This window comes from Phycicoccus sp. Soil748, assembly GCF_001428025.1.
GTDB lineage: Bacteria > Actinomycetota > Actinomycetes > Actinomycetales > Dermatophilaceae > Pedococcus.
On record NZ_LMSC01000012.1, the window covers coordinates 342,156 to 362,212 of the forward strand.

20 protein-coding genes and 3 pseudogenes are annotated in these 20,057 nt (G+C 71.5%); 16 read left to right on the forward strand and 7 right to left on the reverse strand.

Translation table 11 applies throughout. The annotated features are described in order from the left end of the window. Positions 1-45: 45 nt before the first annotated feature. From sat to ASG70_RS17895, 5 genes are all read left to right on the forward strand, one after another. Complete coding sequence (gene sat, locus ASG70_RS17880) at positions 46-1,272, forward strand: sulfate adenylyltransferase (protein WP_162253939.1); 1,227 nt, start codon at positions 46-48, stop codon at positions 1,270-1,272. Between the two features lie 267 nt (positions 1,273-1,539). Further along, positions 1,540-2,721 (forward strand): phosphodiester glycosidase family protein, encoded by a 1,182-nt coding sequence (locus tag ASG70_RS17885; protein WP_056885170.1) that lies wholly within the window; start codon positions 1,540-1,542, stop codon positions 2,719-2,721. Between the two features lie 173 nt (positions 2,722-2,894). Continuing rightward, positions 2,895-3,080, forward strand: coding sequence for a hypothetical protein (locus ASG70_RS19545; RefSeq protein WP_162253940.1), 186 nt, complete (start codon positions 2,895-2,897; stop codon positions 3,078-3,080). Between the two features lie 106 nt (positions 3,081-3,186). Next, on the forward strand, positions 3,187-4,308 hold the full coding sequence (ald, locus tag ASG70_RS17890) for an alanine dehydrogenase (protein WP_056885171.1): 1,122 nt from the start codon (positions 3,187-3,189) through the stop codon (positions 4,306-4,308). Positions 4,309-4,343: 35 nt separating this feature from the next. Continuing rightward, the gene (locus ASG70_RS17895; RefSeq protein WP_056885172.1) at positions 4,344-5,876 is read left to right on the forward strand and encodes an ATP-dependent DNA ligase; all 1,533 of its coding nucleotides are present in this window, start codon (positions 4,344-4,346) and stop codon (positions 5,874-5,876) included. A gap of 69 nt (positions 5,877-5,945) precedes the next feature. Here ASG70_RS17895 and ASG70_RS17900 read toward each other — a convergent pair whose 3' ends face one another. Continuing rightward, positions 5,946-6,410 carry a peroxiredoxin gene (locus ASG70_RS17900; RefSeq protein ID WP_056885173.1) on the reverse strand — a complete coding sequence of 155 codons (465 nt, stop codon included), beginning with the start codon at positions 6,408-6,410 and terminating at the stop codon, positions 5,946-5,948. A gap of 67 nt (positions 6,411-6,477) precedes the next feature. Here ASG70_RS17900 and ASG70_RS17905 point away from each other — a divergent pair, with 67 nt between their 5' ends. The 8 genes from ASG70_RS17905 (at position 6,478) to ASG70_RS17940 (ending at position 13,228) form a co-directional block, all read left to right on the forward strand. Beyond that, entirely contained in the window at positions 6,478-6,960 is a 483-nt protein-coding gene (locus tag ASG70_RS17905; RefSeq protein WP_056885174.1) for a MarR family winged helix-turn-helix transcriptional regulator, read from the forward strand. 6 nt (positions 6,961-6,966) lie between these two features. After that, entirely contained in the window at positions 6,967-8,187 is a 1,221-nt protein-coding gene (locus tag ASG70_RS17910) for an MFS transporter (RefSeq protein ID WP_056885175.1), read from the forward strand. 49 nt (positions 8,188-8,236) lie between these two features. Further along, entirely contained in the window at positions 8,237-9,004 is a 768-nt protein-coding gene (locus ASG70_RS17915; RefSeq protein ID WP_056885176.1) for a HipA family kinase, read from the forward strand. After that, entirely contained in the window at positions 9,001-9,381 is a 381-nt protein-coding gene (locus ASG70_RS17920; RefSeq protein WP_056885177.1) for a DUF3037 domain-containing protein, read from the forward strand. The genes ASG70_RS17915 and ASG70_RS17920 overlap by 4 nt, the downstream gene beginning before the upstream one ends. 48 nt (positions 9,382-9,429) lie before the next feature. Next, entirely contained in the window at positions 9,430-9,978 is a 549-nt protein-coding gene (locus tag ASG70_RS17925; protein ID WP_056885178.1) for a YbhB/YbcL family Raf kinase inhibitor-like protein, read from the forward strand. 81 nt (positions 9,979-10,059) lie between these two features. Then, on the forward strand, positions 10,060-10,968 hold the full coding sequence (locus tag ASG70_RS17930; protein ID WP_056885179.1) for a carbohydrate ABC transporter permease: 909 nt from the start codon (positions 10,060-10,062) through the stop codon (positions 10,966-10,968). Then, positions 10,965-11,789, forward strand: a complete 825-nt coding sequence (locus ASG70_RS17935) for a carbohydrate ABC transporter permease (RefSeq protein WP_056885180.1) — start codon at positions 10,965-10,967, stop codon at positions 11,787-11,789. Before ASG70_RS17930 ends, ASG70_RS17935 begins: the two co-directional genes overlap by 4 nt. Before the next feature lie 20 nt (positions 11,790-11,809). Beyond that, positions 11,810-13,228 carry an ABC transporter substrate-binding protein gene (locus tag ASG70_RS17940; RefSeq protein ID WP_235531570.1) on the forward strand — a complete coding sequence of 473 codons (1,419 nt, stop codon included), beginning with the start codon at positions 11,810-11,812 and terminating at the stop codon, positions 13,226-13,228. Between the two features lie 56 nt (positions 13,229-13,284). Here the strand turns inward: ASG70_RS17940 and ASG70_RS17945 are convergent. From ASG70_RS17945 to ASG70_RS17970, 6 genes and pseudogenes are all read right to left on the reverse strand, one after another. Further along, positions 13,285-14,044, reverse strand: a pseudogene (locus ASG70_RS17945) (TrmH family RNA methyltransferase); the annotation flags it as partial. 10 nt (positions 14,045-14,054) lie between these two features. Further along, positions 14,055-14,774, reverse strand: coding sequence for a sulfite exporter TauE/SafE family protein (locus ASG70_RS17950; RefSeq protein WP_056885183.1), 720 nt, complete (start codon positions 14,772-14,774; stop codon positions 14,055-14,057). Further along, complete coding sequence (locus ASG70_RS17955) at positions 14,774-15,550, reverse strand: sulfite exporter TauE/SafE family protein (RefSeq protein WP_056885184.1); 777 nt, start codon at positions 15,548-15,550, stop codon at positions 14,774-14,776. Before ASG70_RS17955 ends, ASG70_RS17950 begins: the two co-directional genes overlap by 1 nt. 67 nt (positions 15,551-15,617) lie before the next feature. Continuing rightward, positions 15,618-16,874, reverse strand: coding sequence for an SPFH domain-containing protein (locus ASG70_RS17960; protein ID WP_082590985.1), 1,257 nt, complete (start codon positions 16,872-16,874; stop codon positions 15,618-15,620). A gap of 3 nt (positions 16,875-16,877) precedes the next feature. Beyond that, a complete protein-coding gene (locus ASG70_RS17965; RefSeq protein WP_056885185.1) occupies positions 16,878-17,357 on the reverse strand; it encodes an NfeD family protein in 480 nt (159 codons plus the stop codon). A gap of 32 nt (positions 17,358-17,389) precedes the next feature. Continuing rightward, positions 17,390-18,208, reverse strand: coding sequence for an ABC transporter ATP-binding protein (locus ASG70_RS17970; protein ID WP_056885186.1), 819 nt, complete (start codon positions 18,206-18,208; stop codon positions 17,390-17,392). A 32-nt stretch (positions 18,209-18,240) separates the two neighbouring features. On the opposite strand from ASG70_RS17970, the gene ASG70_RS17975 reads away from it, so the two are divergent. The 3 genes and pseudogenes from ASG70_RS17975 to ASG70_RS19550 all read left to right on the forward strand — a co-directional run. Beyond that, positions 18,241-19,008: a hypothetical protein gene (locus tag ASG70_RS17975; RefSeq protein ID WP_082590986.1), complete on the forward strand. Its 768-nt coding sequence runs from the start codon at positions 18,241-18,243 to the stop codon at positions 19,006-19,008. A gap of 166 nt (positions 19,009-19,174) precedes the next feature. Beyond that, a pseudogene (locus ASG70_RS20175) lies at positions 19,175-19,420 on the forward strand (HNH endonuclease); the annotation flags it as partial. 424 nt (positions 19,421-19,844) lie between these two features. Beyond that, positions 19,845-20,057, forward strand: a pseudogene (locus ASG70_RS19550) (HNH endonuclease); the annotation flags it as partial.

Sequence of the window (20,057 nt, forward strand, 5' to 3'; positions counted from 1 at the left end):
GCGCTCACCACAATCGAGGCACGGTGGCACCGACACCGTGGCTCGGTGAGAGGGGGGCAGATGCAGGCGGAGGCCCAGACGCTGTCGAGGCCGCACGGCGGCCGGTTGGTCGACCTGGTGGTCGCCCCCGAGCGCGCGGAGGAGCTCGAGCGGCTGGCAGGCTCGTGGCCGGCTCGTCACCTCACCGAGCGCCAGCGCTGCGACCTCGAGCTGCTGGCCTCCGGGGCGTTCTCGCCCCTGACGAGCTACCTGGGTGCCAGTGACCTCGCCTCGGTGTGCGAGCGGCTCCGCCTCACCGACGGCACGCTGTGGCCGATGCCGATCATGCTCGACATCGACGAGGACACCTTGCGCGCGGCCGAGGCCTGCGGGCACCTCGCCCTGCGGGGCGACGACGGGAACCTGCTCGGGGTCCTGGAGCCCCGGGAGGCCTGGCGGGTCGACCCGCTGATGGAGGCCCGCGCCGTGTTCGGCACCGACGACACGGCCCACCCGAGTGTCGACGCGCTGGTCCATCGCACCGAGCCCTGGTACGTCACCGGCCCGCTCGAGGTGCTGCCCCGGGCCGTGACCCCTCCGGGTCGCGAGCACCAGGACCTCCGGTTCACCCCGGCCGCGCTGCGCCGGCACTTCACCGACCTCGGGGTCAGCCGGGTGGTGGCGTTCAACACCCGCAACCCCATGCACCGGGCCCACCACGAGCTCACCGTCCGCGCAGCGCGCGAGACCGGGGCGCACCTGCTCGTCCAGCCCGTGGTCGGGCCCACCAAGCCGGGCGACATCGACGTCCCCACACGGGTGGCCTGCTACCGCGGCCTCATGCCGAGCTACCCCGCCGGCCGGGCCACGCTGGCCCTGCTGCCCCTTGCCATGCGCATGGGCGGCCCTCGCGAGGCGCTGTGGCACGCCATCATCCGCCAGAACTTCGGGGCGTCCTTCATGATCATCGGCCGTGACCACGCCGGCCCGGGACAGGACAGCAAGGGACGCCCCTTCTACGAGCCGTACGCCTCTCAGGAGCTCGTGCGCCGGCACCAGGACGAGCTCGAGGTGCGGATGGCGTCCTTCCCGCAGCTGGGCTACGTCGAGGACACCGACAGCTACGAGCCGGTCGACCAGGTGCCGCCGGGCACCCGGGTGCGCACCGTGTCTGGCACCGAGGTGCGCCAGCGCCTGGCTCGCGGCGAGGCGCTGCCCGCCTGGTTCACTCCCCCAGCCGTCGCAGCAGTGCTCGCGGACCGCTTCCCCCCGCTGTCCGCAGCGAGCGCCTGAGCCGACGCCGTCCGGCGGCCGATCCGGCCCTTGACTGCGGCTTGACCTGCCCTTGACCGGGGCGTGACGCCCTCTTGACGAGCGGCGGTCCGTCCGGTCGGAGGGTCCTCGGCCGAACGGGTCCGATGCGGCCTGTCGTGTGCGTGATGGGCCTCCCGCCACCGTACGGTGCCGACGGACCGCCACCCCCACGGTTCGTTCGCCGGCATCCCGGAGCCGGTGCGCCGGTGGTCCGTCTCCCGGGCCCCCACCTCCCCCAGGACCGCCGTGAACGCATCGACCCTCACCCGCCGTCTCTCCCCCGCCCTCGCTCCCGTGCTCGCCGCTGCGCTCGGGTGCACGCTGCTCGTCAGCGCGCCCCAGGGCGCCGCCGCCGTCACGTGCAAGGCGACGCCGACCCTCCTGTCGAGGACCCCCACGACCACCGGCCTCACCGGCGGCCTGTCCGTCAAGGTCTGGGACACCGGGGCGACCCCCAGCAACCCGCAGGCAGCCACCCGCATCGCCGTCGTCAAGGTCCCGGCGTCGTCCCCCCTCAACCCCCGCGTGCGCGGGTCCTCCACGCTGACCAGCTCGCACTACCCCTCGACCTACCTCAAGTACGCCTCGACCGCAGCCGTCATGGTCAACGGTGGCGTCTTCAACCTCGGCCGCGCCGCCCTGCCCGACCTCCCGCAGATGACCGGCGGCCGGGTGACCAAGGCGCGCAACGTCCACGACCCCGTCATCGCCGTCGGGCGGGCGGGCGAGTCCTCCCCCAGCCGCCTGTGGCTGAGCGGCACCGCGACCGCCAGCGGGCGCGGCTACCAAGGCATCTCGGGCCTCAACTGGGAGTACGTCACCGGCGGCATCAACGTCTACACGACCGCCTGGGGCTCGCAGACCAGGCCGTACGGCGTCGTCGACATCGTCCTGGTCTCGGGCAAGGTCGCGGGAATCCGCTACGGCGCCTACCGCGGCAAGGCCCCCGCCGCCGGCCAGACCATCCTCACGGCCAACGGCACCGCGGGCACCTGGTTGACCAGGCTCCCCGTCGGCACCCCGGTGTCGGTGAGCTACGCGGCCCACAGCGACGCGAAGTTCCTCATCCACGAGGCCGTCGGCCGCGGCGCGAGGTTCCTCAACGCCGGGGTCAAGAACGGTGGCACCTGTGCCACCCGCGACGAGGAGCTGCGCCCGCGCACGGCCATCGGCTGGACGAAGACCGGCGACCTGCTCTTCGTCACCGTCTCCGGCCGCGCCACGATCAACGGTGTCCGGTACGGCGGGGCGACCATCCACCAGATGGCCGACTACATGCAGCAGCTCGGTTCGTACGACGCCACCAACCTCGACGGCGGCGGCTCGACGACCATGCTGGCGCGGCTGTCCTCCGGCACCGTCGTGCGCCTCGACCGCAGCCTCTCCGAGGCGCAGCGCGCCGTTCCCAACGTCTTCGGCGTCGGCTGACGGGCGGCTGGACGCGCGGCTGTGCGCGCGACTGAGGCAACGCCGACGAGGGCGGGACCCGGGAGAAGACCCGGTCCCGCCCTCGTCCGTTCGGCTGGTATCCGGTGGGCCACGGGGACGACCTGCGGCGCGGCGCCGAATCCGCCTGCGACGACAGGCCTACCGTCGAAGACGTGAACAGCCGCACGGCCCACCGGTCCGCCTCCGCCCACCACCCCCGCGTCCTCCGTTCCCCTCAGGGCGGCTGGGTCTGGGCCTGCTCCTGCGGCGGCGCGTCCTGCCGCACGAGCCGCGACGTGACCCCGTGGAGGGTGGCGCTCATCGGGGCGCTGAACCACTCGGCAGCCATCGCCCCCTGACCCGCCCCTTCCGGGTCACCGGCTGCCAGGCCTCCACCATCCAGAGGTTGGCACCGGGCCGTGAGTCCGTCATTGTTCGGAGACCACGGCTACGAAGGAGCATCAGATGAAGGTCGGGATCCCCCGCGAGGTCAAGAACAACGAGTACCGCGTCGCCATCACCCCCTCGGGCGTGCACGAGCTCGTCGTCACCGGCCACGACGTCTACATCGAGAAGGACGCCGGCGTGGGCTCCTCGATCCTCGACGCCGACTACGTCGCCGCCGGGGCGAAGATCCTCGACACCGCCGACGACGTCTGGGGCACCGGCGACCTGATCCTCAAGGTCAAGGAGCCGATCGAGTCCGAGTACCACCGGATGCGTGAGGGCCAGACGCTCTTCACCTACCTGCACCTCGCCGCGGACCGCGCCCTCACCGAGGAGCTGGTCAGGCGCAAGGTCACCGGCATCGCCTACGAGACCGTCGAGCTGCCGGACCGGTCGCTCCCCCTGCTCGCCCCGATGTCCGAGGTCGCCGGGCGGCTGGCCCCCCAGGTCGGCGCCCACACCCTCATGCGCGCCCAGGGCGGCCGCGGCATCCTCATGGGCGGCGTCAGCGGCGTCTACGCAGCCAAGGTCGTCGTCATCGGAGCCGGCGTCTCCGGCATGAACGCCGCCGCGATCGCGCTCGGCATGCAGGCCGAGGTGCTGCTGCTGGACCGCGACATCGCCAAGCTGCGGCACGCCGACGCGATCTACCAGGGCCACTGCCAGACGGTGGCCTCCAACGCGTACGAGGTGGAGCGCGCCATCTCCGACGCCGACCTGGTCATCGGCGCGGTCCTCGTGCCGGGCGCCAAGGCACCCAAGCTGGTCACCAACGAGCAGGTCTCCCGGATGAAGCCCGGCTCGGTGCTCGTCGACATCTCCATCGACCAGGGCGGCTGCTTCGAGGACTCCCGGCCCACGACGCACGCCGACCCGACGTACGAGGTGCACGGATCGGTCTTCTACTGCGTCGCCAACATGCCCGGCGCGGTGCCGCACACCAGCACCTACGCGCTCACCAACGTCACCCTCCCGTATGCCGTGCAGCTCGCCAACCAGGGGTGGCGCTCGGCCCTGCGGGCGAACGGTCCGCTCGCGCTCGGGCTCAACACCCATGACGGCAACGTCACCTACGCGCCGGTGGCCGAGGCCCACGGCCTCGAGTCGGTCGACCTGGGGGACGTGCTCGCCGGCTCCTGAGGCGGCTGTCGGGGGCGGCGGCTAGGTTCGGGATCGTGCTCCTCGCCGACGTCGTCGCCGCCTCCCGCGCCGCCTCCGCCACCCGGTCGCGGCTGGCGAAGACCGCTGCGGTCGCGCAGGCCCTGCGATCCGCCGGACCCGACGACGCCGCGACCGTGGCCGCCTACCTGTCCGGGGTCCTGCCCCAGCGCCGCATCGGGGTCAGCTGGCGCGGCCTGGCCACCCTGCCCGAGGCGGCCGGCGAGCCGTGCATGACGGTGGCGGAGGTCGACCGGGCGCTCACCACGATCGGGGCCGTGACCGGGAGCGGGTCGGCAGCAGCCCGGGCGGCCGCGGTCACCGAGCTGTTCTCCCGGCTGACCCGCGACGAGCAGGCCTACCTTCGCGACCTCGTCACCGGCCAGGTCAGGCAGGGCGCCCTCGACGGGGTCATGCTCGCGGCGGTCGCCGCCGCCGCCGAGGTCCCCGAGCCGGAGGTGCGTCGGGCGGCGATGCTCGCCGGCCACACCGGACCGGTCGCGGCCGCCGCGCTGGCCGGCGGCAGCGGAGCCCTGGCCGCGATCGGCCTGGAGGTCGGCCGTCCGCTGCGGCCGATGCTCGCTGCATCGGCCCCCGACGTCGACGCAGCCTGGGAGCAGGCAGCGGTGGAGGGGCAGGGCGTGGTCGTCGACGGCAAGCTCGACGGCATCCGCCTGCAGGCGCACCGCGACGGCAGCGACGTCCGCCTGTTCACGCGATCGCTCGACGACATCACCGACCGCCTCCCGGAGGTGGTCGAGGCCGTGCTCAGCCTCCCGGCCCAGCGCCTCGTGGTCGACGGCGAAGCCATCGCCCTCGACGGGTCCGGGCGGCCACGCCCGTTCCAGGAGACGGCGTCACGGACGATGAGCAGCACCGGAGTCGACGAGCTGCGAGCCACCGTGCCGGTGACGCCCTACTTCTTCGACCTGCTCCACCTCGAGGGCGAGGACCTCCTCGACCTGCCCGCCACCGAGAGGTTCGAGCGCCTCGCCGACCTGGTCCCCGAACCGTGGCTCGTCCCGCGCACCACGGCGACGTCGGCCGCCGAGGCCGGGGAGTTCTTCCACCGGCTCGTCGCCGACGGCCACGAAGGCGTCGTCGTGAAGTCCCCCACGGCTCCCTACGCCGCCGGGCGGCGTGGCGCGGGCTGGGTCAAGGTCAAGCCGCGGCAAACCCTCGACCTCGTGGTGCTTGCCGTCGAGTGGGGCAGCGGCCGCCGCCAGGGCTGGCTGTCCAACATCCACCTGGGCGCCCGCGACCCGGAGACCGGTGGCTTCACGATGCTCGGCAAGACGTTCAAGGGGATGACCGACGAGGTCCTGGCCTGGCAGACGGAGCGGTTCCTCGAGCTCGAGACCAGCCGGTCCGGCCACGTCGTGCACGTGCGGCCCGAGCAGGTGGTCGAGATCGCGTTCGACGGCATCCAGACGTCCTCCCGCTACCCCGGCGGCATGGCCCTGCGCTTCGCCCGGGTGATCCGCTACCGCGACGACAAGACGGCGTCCGAGGCCGACACGGTCGACACGGTCCGGTCGCTGCGCACCTGAGGGCCCTGCCTGCTCCTCACCCGGACCGTCCGACGACCACCCCTCCCGGCCACGGGACGGTCCGGGCGGTCAGCGAGCGACGCGCGCGGACAGCGCCGTCAGCGCGGCGTCGGCGTGGCGGTCCATGCTCCACTCGCTCTGGACCACCTCGACGATCCGGCGGTCGGGGGCGATGACGAACGTCGCGCGCTTGACCGGCGTGAGGTACTTGCGTCGCACGCCGTACGCGGTGGCCACGGCGCCGTCCGCGTCGGAGAGCAGCGGCATGCCGAGGGACTCCTTGCCATCGAACCGGGCCTGGGCGTCAACGGTGTCCATGCTGATCCCGACCGGCTGGGCTCCCAGTGCGGCGAGCTCCGCCCGCAGGTCGCGGAAGTGGCACGCCTCCTTGGTGCACCCTGAGCTCAGGGCCGAGGGGTAGAAGAACAGCACCACGCTCCCCTCGTCGAGCAGGCTCGCGAGACTCCTGCTCCGGCCGGTCTGGTCGGGCAGGTCGAACTCGGGCGCGAGGTCACCGATCTGGAGGGACTTCATGGTTGCCGGTTCGTACCCATTGGTGGCCCGGATTGGTTTATATAGCGAACCTATGTAGTATGGACGCATGGAGTCCAAGGAGACGGTGGCCAACGACCTGCTCAGGGCCGCCGCCCGGCTGTCGCGCTGGGCCTCGCAGCTCGCGTCCTTCGACGTGCCTTTCGCGCAGGCGCGGCTGCTGGCCCTCCTCGACGAGATGGGGCCCGCCCGCGTCAGCGTGCTGGCCGAGGCCGACCACTGCAGCCAGCCGACCATGACGACGGCCCTGCAGCGCCTGGAGGCCGCCGGCTGGGCGCAGCGCGTGCCCGACCCGAGCGACGCCCGGGCCAGCCTGCTGTCGCTCACCCCAGCCGGACGGGGAACGCTCGAGGAGATCCGTGGAGCCCGCGCCCGGGTCCTCTCCCCCACCCTCGCCGCGCTGGACGACGCCGAGGTCGCGCGCCTGCGCGATGCCGCGTCGGTCATGGAGGGACTGCTCCAGCGGGTCGCCCCGGCCGCCCACCCCATCCCTGACCCCAGTCCCCGCCCCACCACCCGAAAGGACGTCTGAGCCCCCATGTGGCGCCAACCCAAGACCGTCTGGTCCGTCGCCTTCGCCTGTGTCATCGCCTTCATGGGCATCGGCCTCGTCGACCCGATCCTCAAGCCCATCGCCGACGACCTCGGCGCCAGCGCCTCGCAGGTCTCGCTGCTGTTCACGAGCTACATGGCCGTCATGGGCGTGGCGATGCTCGTCACCGGCTGGGTGTCCAGCCGCGCCGGCGCGAAGCGCACCCTGCTGCTCGGCCTGCTGGTGATCATCGTCGGCGCGGGGCTGGCAGGCGCCCAGGACTCGGTCGGCGGCATCGTCGCCTTCCGCGCCGTATGGGGCCTCGGCAACGCACTGTTCATCGCGACCGCCCTGGCGACCATCGTCAGCGCGGCCCGCGGCTCGGTCGGCCAGGCGATCATCCTGTACGAGGCCGCGCTCGGGGTCGGCATCGCCGCCGGCCCGCTGCTCGGCGGCTGGCTCGGCGGCCACTCCTGGCGCTGGCCCTTCTGGGGCGTCTCGGTGCTCATGCTCGTCGCCTTCGTCGCGATCATCGCGACCCTGCCGGCCACACCGCCCACCGGCCGCCGCAGCAGCATCAGTGCCCCGCTGCGCGCCCTGTCGCACCGTGGCCTGCTGACCGTCGGCCTCACGGCGCTGCTCTACAACTTCGGCTTCTTCACCCTGCTGGCGTTCACGCCGTTCCCGCTCGCGATGGGAGCCCACCAGGTCGGCCTGATCTTCTTCGGCTGGGGCCTGCTGCTCGCCTTCACCTCGGTGGTGGTCGCGCCCCGTCTGCAGCGCCGCTTCGGAACGCTGCCGGGCATCGTCGGGGCCCTGCTCGGCTTCGCGGTCATCCTCGCGGTGATGGCCGTCGGCACCGAGCACAAGCCGGTCCTGGTCGTCGGCGTCATCCTCGCCGGCGCCTTCCTCGGCATCAACAACACCCTCATCACCGAGACCGTCATGAAGGTCTCGCCCGTCGAGCGTGGCGTCGCCTCGGCCGCCTACAGCTTCGTGCGCTTCGGCGGCGGCGCCGTCGCGCCGTACCTCGCGGGCAAGCTGGGCGAGCGCTGCGTGCACGTGCCGTTCTGGGTCGGCTCCGGCGCCGTGGTGCTGGCCGTCCTCGTCCTGCTCACCGCACGCAAGGAGGTGCGGGCCACCGACGGCGCGCACGGCCACGGGACGAAGGCCACCGCCGAGGACCGCGACCTCGAGGCCGAGGCGGTCACGGTCGGGGACGCCTGACCGCAACGCCTGACCGGCACCACTCCCTCCGCCCCCTAGGCTGGCGCTCGTGCTCGAGCAGATCACGGCGACCCGGTACGTGACCCCCCTCAAGGAGGGCGGGTCGCTGCCGGGCATCGTCGAGGCCGACGACCTCGGCACCTACGTGCTGAAGTTCCGCGGCGCCGGCCAGGGGCTGAAGGTCCTCGTCGCCGAGGTCCTCGTGGGCGAGCTGGCCCGGGGGCTGGGGCTCGACGTGCCCCGCCTGGCGGTCGTCGACCTGCAGGCGCCCATCGCCAAGTACGAGGCGGACGAGGAGGTCCAGGACCTGCTCACCGCGAGCCTGGGCCTCAACCTCGGCATCGACTTCCTTCCCGGGTCCTTCGGCTACGACGGGTCCCGCCCACCGGCGCCCGACGTCGCAGCCGCCATCCTGTGGCTCGACGCGCTCACCGCCAACGTGGACCGCACGTGGAGCAACCCCAACCTGCTGGTCTGGCACCGCAACCCGTGGCTCATCGACCACGGAGCCTCGCTCTACTTCCACCACGGGTGGCCGAGCCGGGGAGCCGACGCCGAGCGGTTCGCCGCCCAGCGGTTCGATGCCAGCACCCACGTCCTCCGCGACGTGGCCTCGTCACCGCGGGCTGCGCACGAGCGCCTGGAGCCGCTGCTGACCGCCGAGCTCCTCGACCGGGTCACCGCCCTCGTGCCCGACGAGTGGCTCGAGCCCGCCCCGGGGATGGAGTCCCCGGCGAGCCTGCGGACCGCCTACCGCGAGCACCTGCAGGCGCGCGTGGCCAGCCCCGCTGCGTGGCTGCCGGAGGACGTGTCGTGACCCGCCACGGCTACCAGTACGTCACGCTGCGCTGCGTACCCCGCGTGGAACGCGAGGAGTTCGTCAACGTCGGGGTGGTGCTCTACTCCCAGGGCGCCAACTTCCTCGAGGCCGCCTACCGCGTCGACGACGACCGCCTGCGCACCCTGTTCCCCGACCTCGACGCAGCAGCTGTCGCCGACGCCCTCGAGACCATCTGCCAGGTCTGCCGCGGCGTGATCGGTGGCGGCCTGCCCACCCTCGGTGGGCTGGGCCGCAGGTTCGGGTGGCTCAGCGCACCGCGCAGCACGGTGATCCAGCCCGGCCCGGTCCACGGCGGCCTCACCGACGAGCCGGCCCTCACCCTGCAGGCCCTGCTCGACCGCCTCGTCGGTTAGGGACGCGGCTCAGTGGTGGGCGGAGGCCGACCGGGTTAGGTTCGGCCCATGAGTCTCGAGCGCCCGCTGGCCCCCAACCCGTACGACCTGCTCCCCGAGGTGCCCCCGCTCACCGTCACGAGCACCTCCTTCGAGGACGGCGACGCCCTGCCGGAGGCCCACGTCTTCGACGACTGGGGCTTCACCGGCGGCAACACCTCTCCCCAGCTCTCCTGGTCGCCCGGACCCGAGGGCACCCGGTCCTACGCGGTGACGTGCTTCGACCCCGATGCACCGACCCCCTCGGGCTTCTGGCACTGGGTGGTCATCGGCATCCCCGCCGACGTCACCGAGCTGGCCGAGGGTGCCGGGGCCGAGGGTGGGTCCGGCCTGCCCGAGGGCGCCTTCCACGTCGGGACGGACTACGGCACCAAGGCGTTCGGTGGCGCAGCGCCGCCGGAGGGCGACCGGCCGCACCGCTACCTGTTCGCCGTGAGCGCGCTCGACACCGACGACCTCGGTATCGACGACTCGGTGAGCGCCGCCGTCGCCGCGTTCAACCTCGGCTTCCACACCCTCGCCCGAGGTGTCCTCACCGGCATCTACCAGAACGGCTAGAAGGCCCCTACCAGCACATTCGACGCAGAAACACCCCATACCAGCGGTAGACATCCGAAGGGGGGCTTATAGGGTCACGGCATGACCGTTCCTGCCACCGGCGCCGGGACCGCCAGACGCAGGGAGGTCTGGGTGGCGCTGGCCTACCTGGTCCCCGCGCTGGTCGTCTTCGGCGTCTTCATCTTCTGGCCGCTCGTGAAGTCGGTGCTGCTGTCGGTCCAGGGCACCGACATCCTGGGCAACCCGAGCGGCTTCGTCGGCCTCGTCAACTACGCCAAGCTGTTCTCGGACGCCGACTTCCTGACGGTGCTCTGGGTGACGTTCGCGTTCACCATCCTCACGGTGGTGCCGAGCATCGCCATCGCGCTGTTCATCGCGCTGCTCCTGCAGACCCGCATCCGGGGTGTCCGGTTCTTCCGCACCGCCTTCGCCCTGCCGTTCGCGTTCTCCGTGGCCACCGCTTCGGTCATCTTCGGCGTCCTGTACAACCCGGCTTCCGGTGTCCTCAACGGGATCCTGTCGCACCTCGGGGTGGACAAGGTGCACTGGCTCACCGACCCCGACCTCGCCCTGTGGTCGGTGTCAGGCGCCACGGTGTGGATGCAGATCGGCTACAACCTGCTCGTCATCTCCGCCGGCCTCGGCGCGCTGCCCGAGGACGTCCTGGAGGCAGCCCGCCTCGACGGTGCGTCGGGGCTGCGGCTGCAGCGCTCCATCGTGATGCCGCTGATCACCCCGCAGCTGTTCTTCCTGGTCGTGGTCGGCACGATCCACTCACTGCAGAGCTTCGGGCAGATCCGCATCCTCACCGTCGGCGGACCCGAGGGGCGCACCACCACGCTCGTCTACTCGATCTACGAGCAGGCGTTCGCCAACAACAACTCCAACTACGGCTACGCCTCTGCGCAGGCGATGGTGCTGCTCCTGATCGTGCTCATCATCACCGCGGTCCAGTTCGGCGTCCTCGAGCGACGGGTGTTCTACCGGTGAGGTCACGACGCAGCGGCAACCTGGCCACCTACCTCGTCCTCGGGTTGGTCTTCCTCGTGGTGCTCTTCCCGGTCTACTACGGCCTGGTCGGCTCGTTCATGGGTGAGCGCGACACCAACAGCTTCCCGCCGGCGCTGTGGCCGGTGCACGGGCTGCAACCCGACAACTACTCCAGCGCGCTGCGGATCATCCCGCTCGGCAGCCAGTACCTCACCAGCGTCGGGCAGACCCTCGGCATCATGGTCGGGCAGCTGGTGACGAGCATCCTCGCGGCCTACGCGTTCGTGTTCCTGCCGCTGCGCTGGCGCGGCTTCTGGTTCGCCGTCTTCCTGTCGACGATGATGATCCCCTTCGAGTCGATCATCATCCCCAACTACCTGCTCATCTCGAGCCTGGGCCTCAAGGACACCATCGCCGGGCTGACGCTGCCGTTCCTCGCCACCGGCTTCGGGACCTTCCTGCTGCGGCAGTCCTTCCTGTCCTTCCCCATGGAGCTCCGTGACGCCGCCCGCGTCGACGGCGCCGGGCACTTCCGCTTCCTGTCCTCGATCCTGGTGCCGCTGAGCCGCCCGAGCCTGGCGGCGCTGGGCATCTGGTCGGCGCTGTCCGCCTGGAACATGTACTTCTGGCCCCTCCTGGCCACCGAGGACCCGAAGCACCAGACCATCCAGATCGGCATCAGCCAGCTGCAGTCGTCCGACGGCGACTCCCCGGGCATGGTCCTCGCGGGCGTGATGCTCGCCCTCTTCCCCACTCTGCTGCTCGTCATCTTCGGGCAGCGGTTCATCGTCCGTGGGCTCACCACGGGTGCGGTCAAGTGACAGACAAAGGAGCACGAGACGTGTTGACAACGAAGACAACCACGGGACGGCGGAGGGGACTTCGGTATGCCGTCCCGGCCGGCGTCGCTGCCGTGTCGCTCGTCCTCGCCGGCTGTGGCGGGGGCGACGGAGGCGGCTCGGGCGACGGGTCCAAGGCTCCCTCGGCCGATGCCCTGAAGAAGGCCGACGGCGTGACGACGGTGTCGTTCTGGCACGCCATGGACGGCAAGAACGCCGAGGTCCTCACCAAGCTGGTGGCCGACTTCAACGCGGCCAACCAGGGCAAGATCCAGGTCAAGGCGACCTACGCCGGCAAGTACGACGACGCGATCACCAAGTACAAGGCCGCGATCCAGAGCAAGTCCACGCCCGACGTCATCCAGATCTACGACATCGGCACGCGCTTCATGATCGACGCCAAGCAGACCGTGCCGATGCAGTCGTTCATCGACCGCGACAAGGTCGACGTCTCGGACCTGCAGCCCAACATCACCGGCTACTACTCCATCGACGACAAGCTCAACTCGATGCCGTTCAACACCTCAATGCCGGTGCTCTACTACAACAAGACGCTCTTCAAGAAGGCCGGCCTCGACCCGGAGAAGCCGCCGCAGGACCTCGCGTCCATCCGCGCCGCCGCCGAGAAGCTGTCGAAGAAGAACGGCGGCCCCGCCGACTACGGCTTCGGCGCCGCGATCTACGGCTGGTTGCTCGAGCAGTTCATCGCCACCGACGGCAAGGAGTACTGCGACCAGGGCAACGGCCGTGACGGCAAGGCCACCAAGGTGCAGTTCGACTCCCCCGAGACGGTGCAGGTCGTCTCCTGGTGGCAGAAGCTGGTCAAGGACGGCCTGGCCGCCAACACCGGCAGGGACACCAAGGCCGCCCAGGCCGCGTTCAAGTCCGGCCAGCTGGCTATCAACCTGGAGTCCACCGGCCAGCTCGGCGGCTACAGCCAGGCCGCCAAGGAGGGTGGCTGGGAGCTCGGCGCCGCGCCGTACCCGCACATCACGGCCGGCACGACGGGTGGCCCGATCATCGGCGGCGCCTCGCTGTGGATCGACGGCGTCAACCACAAGGACGCCAACAAGGAAGCCGCCTGGCAGTTCGTGAAGTTCCTCGCCGACCCCAAGTCGCAGGCGGCCTGGCACACCGGCACCGGCTACTTCCCGATCAGCAAGGGCGCCCTCAACGACCCGGTCGACGTGGCCTACCGCAAGGACAACCCGCTCTTCGACGTCGCGGTCAAGCAGCTCGAGGGGACCAAGCTGAGCAAGGCGACCCAGGGCTGCCTGCTTGGGGTCATGCCGCAGGCCCGCAAGGCGTCCGAGGACGGACTCGAGTCGGCCCTCAACGGCGCCGACCCGCAGGCCGCCATGACCAAGGCGGCGAAGTCGGTCGAGCCGCAGATCAAGTCCTACAACGACTCGACCAAGTAGCTCGAAGGATCAACCCCGCTGCGGCGGGCGCAGGGCCCAGGCGGCCACTGCGCCCNTCAGGGAGTCCACGCCACCGGACATTGGGATGGTCACGGTGAGGTCGGCCACCTCGAGGGTACGGCGCGAGAGGCCGTCCCCCTCGGTGCCGAGCACCAGCGCCAGGCGCTCAGGCGGGTCGGCGGCGAGCTCGTCGAGGCTGACGGCGTCGTCAGCCAGGGCGAGCGTGGCCACGGTGAACCCGAGGGCTCGGAGGTCGTCGACACCTCCCGGCCAGGGATCGATGCGGGTCCACGGGACCTGGAAGACCGTGCCCATGGAGACGCGGATCGACCTGCGGTACAACGGGTCGGCGCAGCGTGGAGTGACGAGGACGGCGTCGACGCCGAGACCGGCAGCACCCCTGAAGACGGCACCGACGTTGGTGTGGTCGACGATGTCCTCGAGCACGAGGATGCGCCTCGCACCGCGCACCACCTCGGCGACGGCCGGCAGCTCCGGGCGCTGCATCGACGCCAGGGCCCCGCGGTGCAGGTGGAACCCCGTGAGCTGTTCGATGACGTCGTGCTCGCCGACGAAGACGGGCGTGCCGTCGGCCTCCGCCTGCTCCACGACGTCGGCCAGGTCGGTCAACCAGCGCTGGGCCATGAGGTAGCTGCGCGGACGGTGCCCCGCTGCCAGGGCCCGGCGGATGACCTTCTCCGACTCCGCGATGTAGAGCCCACGCTCCGGCTCGGTACGGCGCCGTAGCGCGACGTCGGTGAGCGAGACGTAGTCGGCGAGCCGCTCGTCGTCCGGGGTGGTGATGGCGATGGGCACGGCGAGCAGGCTAGAACACCAGCGCGCGCACGATGACACTGGCGCCGGCGACCACGCAGAAGACGAGGACCGCGCGCCGCAGCCGCTCCCGGTCGAGGTGCGCACGGGCCGGCGCCGCGGCGGCATACCCGGCGACCACGAAGGGGACCCAGGTGAGACCGGCGAGCAGCTGCTCGCGGCTGAACTCGCCCGCCAGCGCCAGCCCCAACACGGCCATCGAGGTGCCGACGAGGAAGAACGCGGCGAGCGTCGCGCGCAGCCGCTCGGGGCGCTCGTGCTGCAGGACGAGGGCGAGGTAGGGGCCGCCGATCGACGCCGCCGTACCGGCCACGCCGGCCACCGCCCCAGCGGCGGCCGCGTTGCGCGGGGTGGGGCGCAGGTCGAGGGCGGAGACCGAGGCAGCCACGGTGACGAGGATGAGGATGCCCACGACCACCGAGATGGCCCGGACCGACAGGAGTGCGACGACGGCGACGCCGACCGGCGTGAGCAGCAGGCGCGCTCCGAGCGCCCAGCCGAGCGGCCGCCAGGCGATCTGCTTGGGACCGTGGGCCAGCTGCACGACAGGCAGGCAGAAGCTGGTCACGAGCAGCGCGCCCGGCATCAGCGAGGGGGTCGCCACGACGAGGAACGGCGCTGCCACGACGGCCATCCCGAACCCGATGGACGACTGCACGAAGGCGCCGGCGAAGAGCGCGGCCCCGAGGAGCAGGACCGCCGTCCAGTCCATCAGCTGAACCAGACGATCTTGATGATCCCCACGAGCCCGACGACGATGATGACGCCACGCAGGACCACCGGTGGCAGGCGCCGGCCGATCTTCGACCCCACGAACCCGCCGGCGAAGGCCCCGACCCCGACGAGCAGCGCGACGAGCCAGTTGACCTCGTCGCGGGCCACCAGGATGAAGGTGATGGCTGCGACGGCGTTGACGATGGTGGCGAGGACGTTCTTGTAGCCGTTGAGGCGCTGGATCGGCTCGCTGGACAGGGCGCTCATGAGCCCCATGAGGATGACGCCCTGGGCGGCGCCGAAGTAGCCGCCGTAGATGCCGGCCACCAGGGTGCCCGCCACCAGCGCGGGTCCGTGCCAGGCAACCGGCCGGGCACCTCCCTGCTCGTGGCGCAGGGCGGCCCCGCGGTTGAGCCGGGGACCGAGGACCACGAGCACGAGGCCGAGGCCGATGAGCACCGGCACGATCGCGGTGAACGCCTCGGGCGGCAGCACGAGCAGGAGGACCGCTCCGATGACGCCGCCGAGCAGTGATGCCGGGGCGAGTCGTCGCAGCGCGGGGCCCGAGCCACGCAGCTCGTTGCGGTAGCCGTGGACCCCCGTGACGCCGCCAGCCACGAGGCCGACCGTGTTGGACACGTTGGCGACCACCGGCGGGTACCCGAGGAACAGCAGCGTGGGGAACGTGATCAGCGTGCCGGAGCCGACGATGGTGTTGATGGTGCCTGCGCCGAGCCCGGCCAGCAGGATGCCGAGGGCTTCGAGGAGGGACACCCGAGCACCCTAGCGACGCGACGGTGAGGGCCGTCGTCCGGCCCTCACCGTCATGCGTGCGTCTGTGTCAGGCGCCCGGCGCGCGCGGCCCGTCCTCGGGTGCCACCGGGGGCGGCGGGACCGGCGCGGTCGGCTCCTCCGGCGAGGCGACCGGCGCGGTGGGCTGCGGTGCATCGGGGGCGGGCGCCGCGGGCGGCACAGGACCGGCCTCCGGCGCGTCGAACAGCTCGGGCTCAGGCACGGCGTCGGCCGGGCGGCCGATCGCCGGCTGGACGCGCTGGATCGGCGCTGCGTGCTCGGTGGCCTCCTGGCTCGCCTTGCCGGCGAGGCCCCGTGCCTCGGCAAGGGCCTGCATGGGGTCCTCGAGGACCGTCTCGTCGAAGGCGTCCTTGAGCTGGCCCGGGTCGACCCACTCGTCCTCGCCACCGCCGTCGGGGCCCGTGCCCTTGTCGGTGGCGCCGAGGGCGCCGCCGATGCCGCGAAGGGCGTCGGTCAGCTCGCTCGGGATGATCCACATCTTGTTGGAGTCGCCCCGGGCGATCTGCGGGAGCACCTGGAGGTACTGGTAGGCCAGCAGCTTCTGGGTGGGCTTGCCGCGGTGGATGGCGTCGAAAACCTGCTGGATGGCGCGGGCCTGGCCCTGGGCCTCGAGGATGCGGGCCTGGGCCGAGCCCTCGGCGCGCAGGATCTGGCTCTGCTTCTCACCCTCGGCGGTGAGGATCGCGGACTGCTTGGTGCCCTCGGCATACAGGATCTGCGCGCGGCGCTCACGCTCCGCCTTCATCTGCTTCTCCATCGACTCCTGCACCGACATGGGCGGGTCGATCGCCTTGAGCTCGACGCGGTTGACGCGGATGCCCCACTTGCCGGTCGCCTCGTCGAGGACACCGCGCAGCTGGGCGTTGATCTGGTCACGGCTGGTCAGCGTCTGCTCGAGGTCCAGGGAGCCGATGACGTTGCGGAGCGTGGTGACGGTGAGCTGCTCGATGCCCTGGATGAAGTTGGCGATCTCGTAGACCGCGGACTTCGCGTCGATGACCGAGTAGTAGATGACGGTGTCGATGTTGACGACGAGGTTGTCGGAGGTGATCACCGGCTGCGGCGGGAACGAGACCACCTGCTCACGCAGGTCGACGTTGGCACGGACCTTGTCGACGAACGGGACCAGGAAGTGGATGCCTCCCTCGAGAGTCCGTGAGTAGCGTCCGAGCCGCTCGATGATCAGCGCCGTCTGCTGCGGCACGATCCGGACCGTCCTGATGATGACGATCGCCGCGAACACGACCAGCAACAGCAGGACGATGAAGCCTGCACTGAAGTCCATCCGTCACTCCCCTGTCTCGTCCGGCACCTGTTGGCCGGACACACCGTCCACGAAGGCGGTCGCCCCCTGGATGGACACCACGCGGACCTGCTCCCCCGGGCTGAACCGGTCGGCCGCCTCGGCGACCCGCGCGGACCACGTCTCGCCGCCGAGCTTCACGCGGCCCTCGGTGCTGGTCACCGTCTGCAGCACGTATGCCGTGCGGCCGACCAGCCCGCGGGCCCCGATGGAGTCGGCGGCGAAGTTCTCGTTGAACTTCCGCTTGAGGAACGGCCGCACGACCAGCAGCAGCACCACGGCGACGACGACGCCGACCACGATCTGCAGCGCGACACCGGCTCCCAGGGCCGCCGCCACCGCGGACGCCAAGGCTCCCGCGGCGAGCATGATGAAGACGAAGTCGACCGTCGCAGCCTCGATCGCCCCCAGCACCAACGCCACACCCAGCCACGCGAGCCACGGGCTGTCACCGATCCAGTTCATGCGTTCCCCTCCTGATGCAGTGCGCTCAAACCCTAGGACGTCGGGGCGGGCCCGGACGTTCCTTCACCGCTGCGCAGTCGCGCAGTCCACCGGTCACCTCGGCGCTCGAGCTCCAGCGGCATCCCGAAGGTGGCCGAGAGGTTCTCCGCCGTCAGGGTGATCTCCACCGGCCCCTTCGCGACGACCTTGCCCTCACGCAGCAGCAGGACGTCGGTGAAGTTCGGCGGGATCTCTTCCACGTGGTGGGTGACCAGGACGAGCGCCGGGGCGTCGACGTCCGCGGCGAGCTCGCCCAGGCGGCGTACGAGGTCCTCCCGACCGCCGAGGTCGAGGCCCGCGGCCGGCTCGTCGAGGAGCATGAGCTCGGGGTCGGTCATCAGGGCGCGGGCGATCTGGACGCGCTTGCGCTCGCCCTCGGACAGGGTGCCGTAGGTGCGGTCGGCGAGGTGGTCGGCGCCGAGGGCCTGGAGCAGCTCGAAGGCGCGAGCGTGGTCGAACGTCTCGTAGGACTCGCGCCAGCGCCCGACGACGCCCCAGGAGGCGGTGACGACGACGTTGTGCACGATCTCGTCGCCGGGGATGCGCTCAGCGAGGGCGGCCGACGCCAGCCCGATGCGGGGGCGCAGCTCGAACACGTCGACGGCACCCAGCACCTCCCCGAGGACCCCGGCCACGCCACGGGTGGGGTGCATGCGCCCGGCGGCGAGCTGCAGGAGCGTCGTCTTGCCTGCACCGTTGGGCCCCAGGATCACCCAGCGCTGTCCCTCCTCGACCTCCCACGTGAGGTCGTCGAGCAGGGTCGTGTGGCCCCGCACCACACTCACTCCGGCGAACTCCAGGACGTCACTCATGGCACCGGACCCTATCGGCTTAGCATTGTCGGATGCCTGAACTCCCTGCGTCTGTGCGCCTTTCGCTGTGGACCACCCACGCGTGGGCGACGGGTGCGTCGGTGGAGTCCGCGGTCCGCCGGGCGCTGCCCGACATCGACCACGTCGAGGGCGACCTCGACCGGCTGTCGCTGTGGCACGACCTCGGCGAGCGAGCGCTGTTGGTGGCGCTTCCTGCGCCAGGAGACCTCGTGGGTATGCCGCGTGCCGCACCTGAGGTGCTCGCCGCCGCGGCCGACGGCCGGGAGTGCGTCTTCGTCCCGGCGCTCGGTGGAATGCTCGTGCCGTCGATATCGTCGTTCGGCGACGACACCCGGGGTGGCCTCGATGTCGGCACCCGCGTGGACTGGGCCGCCTACGACGCCGAGCCCGTCGCGCAGCACCGGGTAGAGGCCCTGGAGGCCTCGCAGCTCGAGCGGCACCTGCGCGAGGAGCTGCGGGTGGCGACGGAGCACCTCGACGCGCTCGGTGGCCAGCCGTTCGCGGCGTCCTCGGCTCGGGAGCTGGCGGACGCGGCCCTGGGTGGGCGCTGGGGCCTGCCATCGGGACTGCCGGCCCGCGCAGCCAAGGTGATCGCCCTGGCCGGCACGGTCGGCCACGTCGTGGACGTCGCGCTGGCGGCTGGTGACGGTGCCCTCAACGCCGTGACGGCTTCGTCGCGCCACTCGCTCCTGCTGCGGCTGCAGAGGGCCGCCGACCACGCCCTCGCCGACGCCACGAACGCCGCGTGCGCCGTCCTCGCCGGATGGCGGCCGGAGTAGGGCGGTCAAGGGATCGTTGGGTATACGGTGGGACATCTGCCCGTGCCCACTGTCCACGACACAGCTTTGGCCCGGCGCTCATCCACAGGCCTGATCTCATTGCGCTGCAAGCGGATCGGTGTGGACAACGCTTACTCTCTTGTTCGAACACCTGTACGATTGTGGCGTGTCCACCGCCCCGCTCGCGCAGACCCGGCACCGCCGGCAGCAGGAGCTGTGGGCCCGCACTGCCGCGGTCGCGGGGCGGTTGAACCGGGCGCAGGCCGAGCTGGTCGACATCGCCGCCGAGCTCATCACGGACCGGCACTGGGGTGACGGTGGGTTCAAGACCCCGGAGCACTACCTGGTCGTGCGGGCCGGGTTGTCGCCGGCGCACGCCAAGGACGTGGTGGCGGTCGCGCGCCGCCGGGCCNCGTCGACGCGTCTTCGGCGCTGGATGCGGGTGAGCTGTCGCTGGACCAGGTCGCGGTCATCGCCCACGGCGTCCCGACCGGCTACCTGGCCTCGGTCACCGCCCTCGCCCGGGAGGCGACGGTGCCGCAGCTGCGCCGGGCCGTGTCCCGGCACGCGTTCCCCGCCCCGACGGTGGCGGATGAAGGCGGTGAGGACGGCTCCGGTAGCGCGACGGATGCGCGGGCCGAGGTCGAGCGGGCGGAAGAGGCTGCGCGGCGGTCGATGGCCGAGCAGCGGGCGTGCGCGAAACCCGAGCTGTCGATGAGCTACGACGCGGACGGACGGTTCCAGCTGCGCTACTCCGCCCCCGCCACCATCGGCGCCCTGGTCGAGCAGGCCGTCAAGNTGCGGGGTTGCCGACCTACGCGGATGCGTTGGAGGAGATGGCCACCCGCTCCCTCGACTCGGTGACCTCGACCAGCCGGGCAGCGCACTACCGGGTGTACCTGCACCTGGACACCGAAGGCGCCTGGGCGACCGGTGGGCACGCGATCCCGCTGCGGTTGCTCGGCCGGTTCATCTCCGACGGGGTGGTCCAGCCCGTCTGGGAGACCGACGGCACCCCCGTGTCCGTCGGGCGGGCGATGCGGATCCTG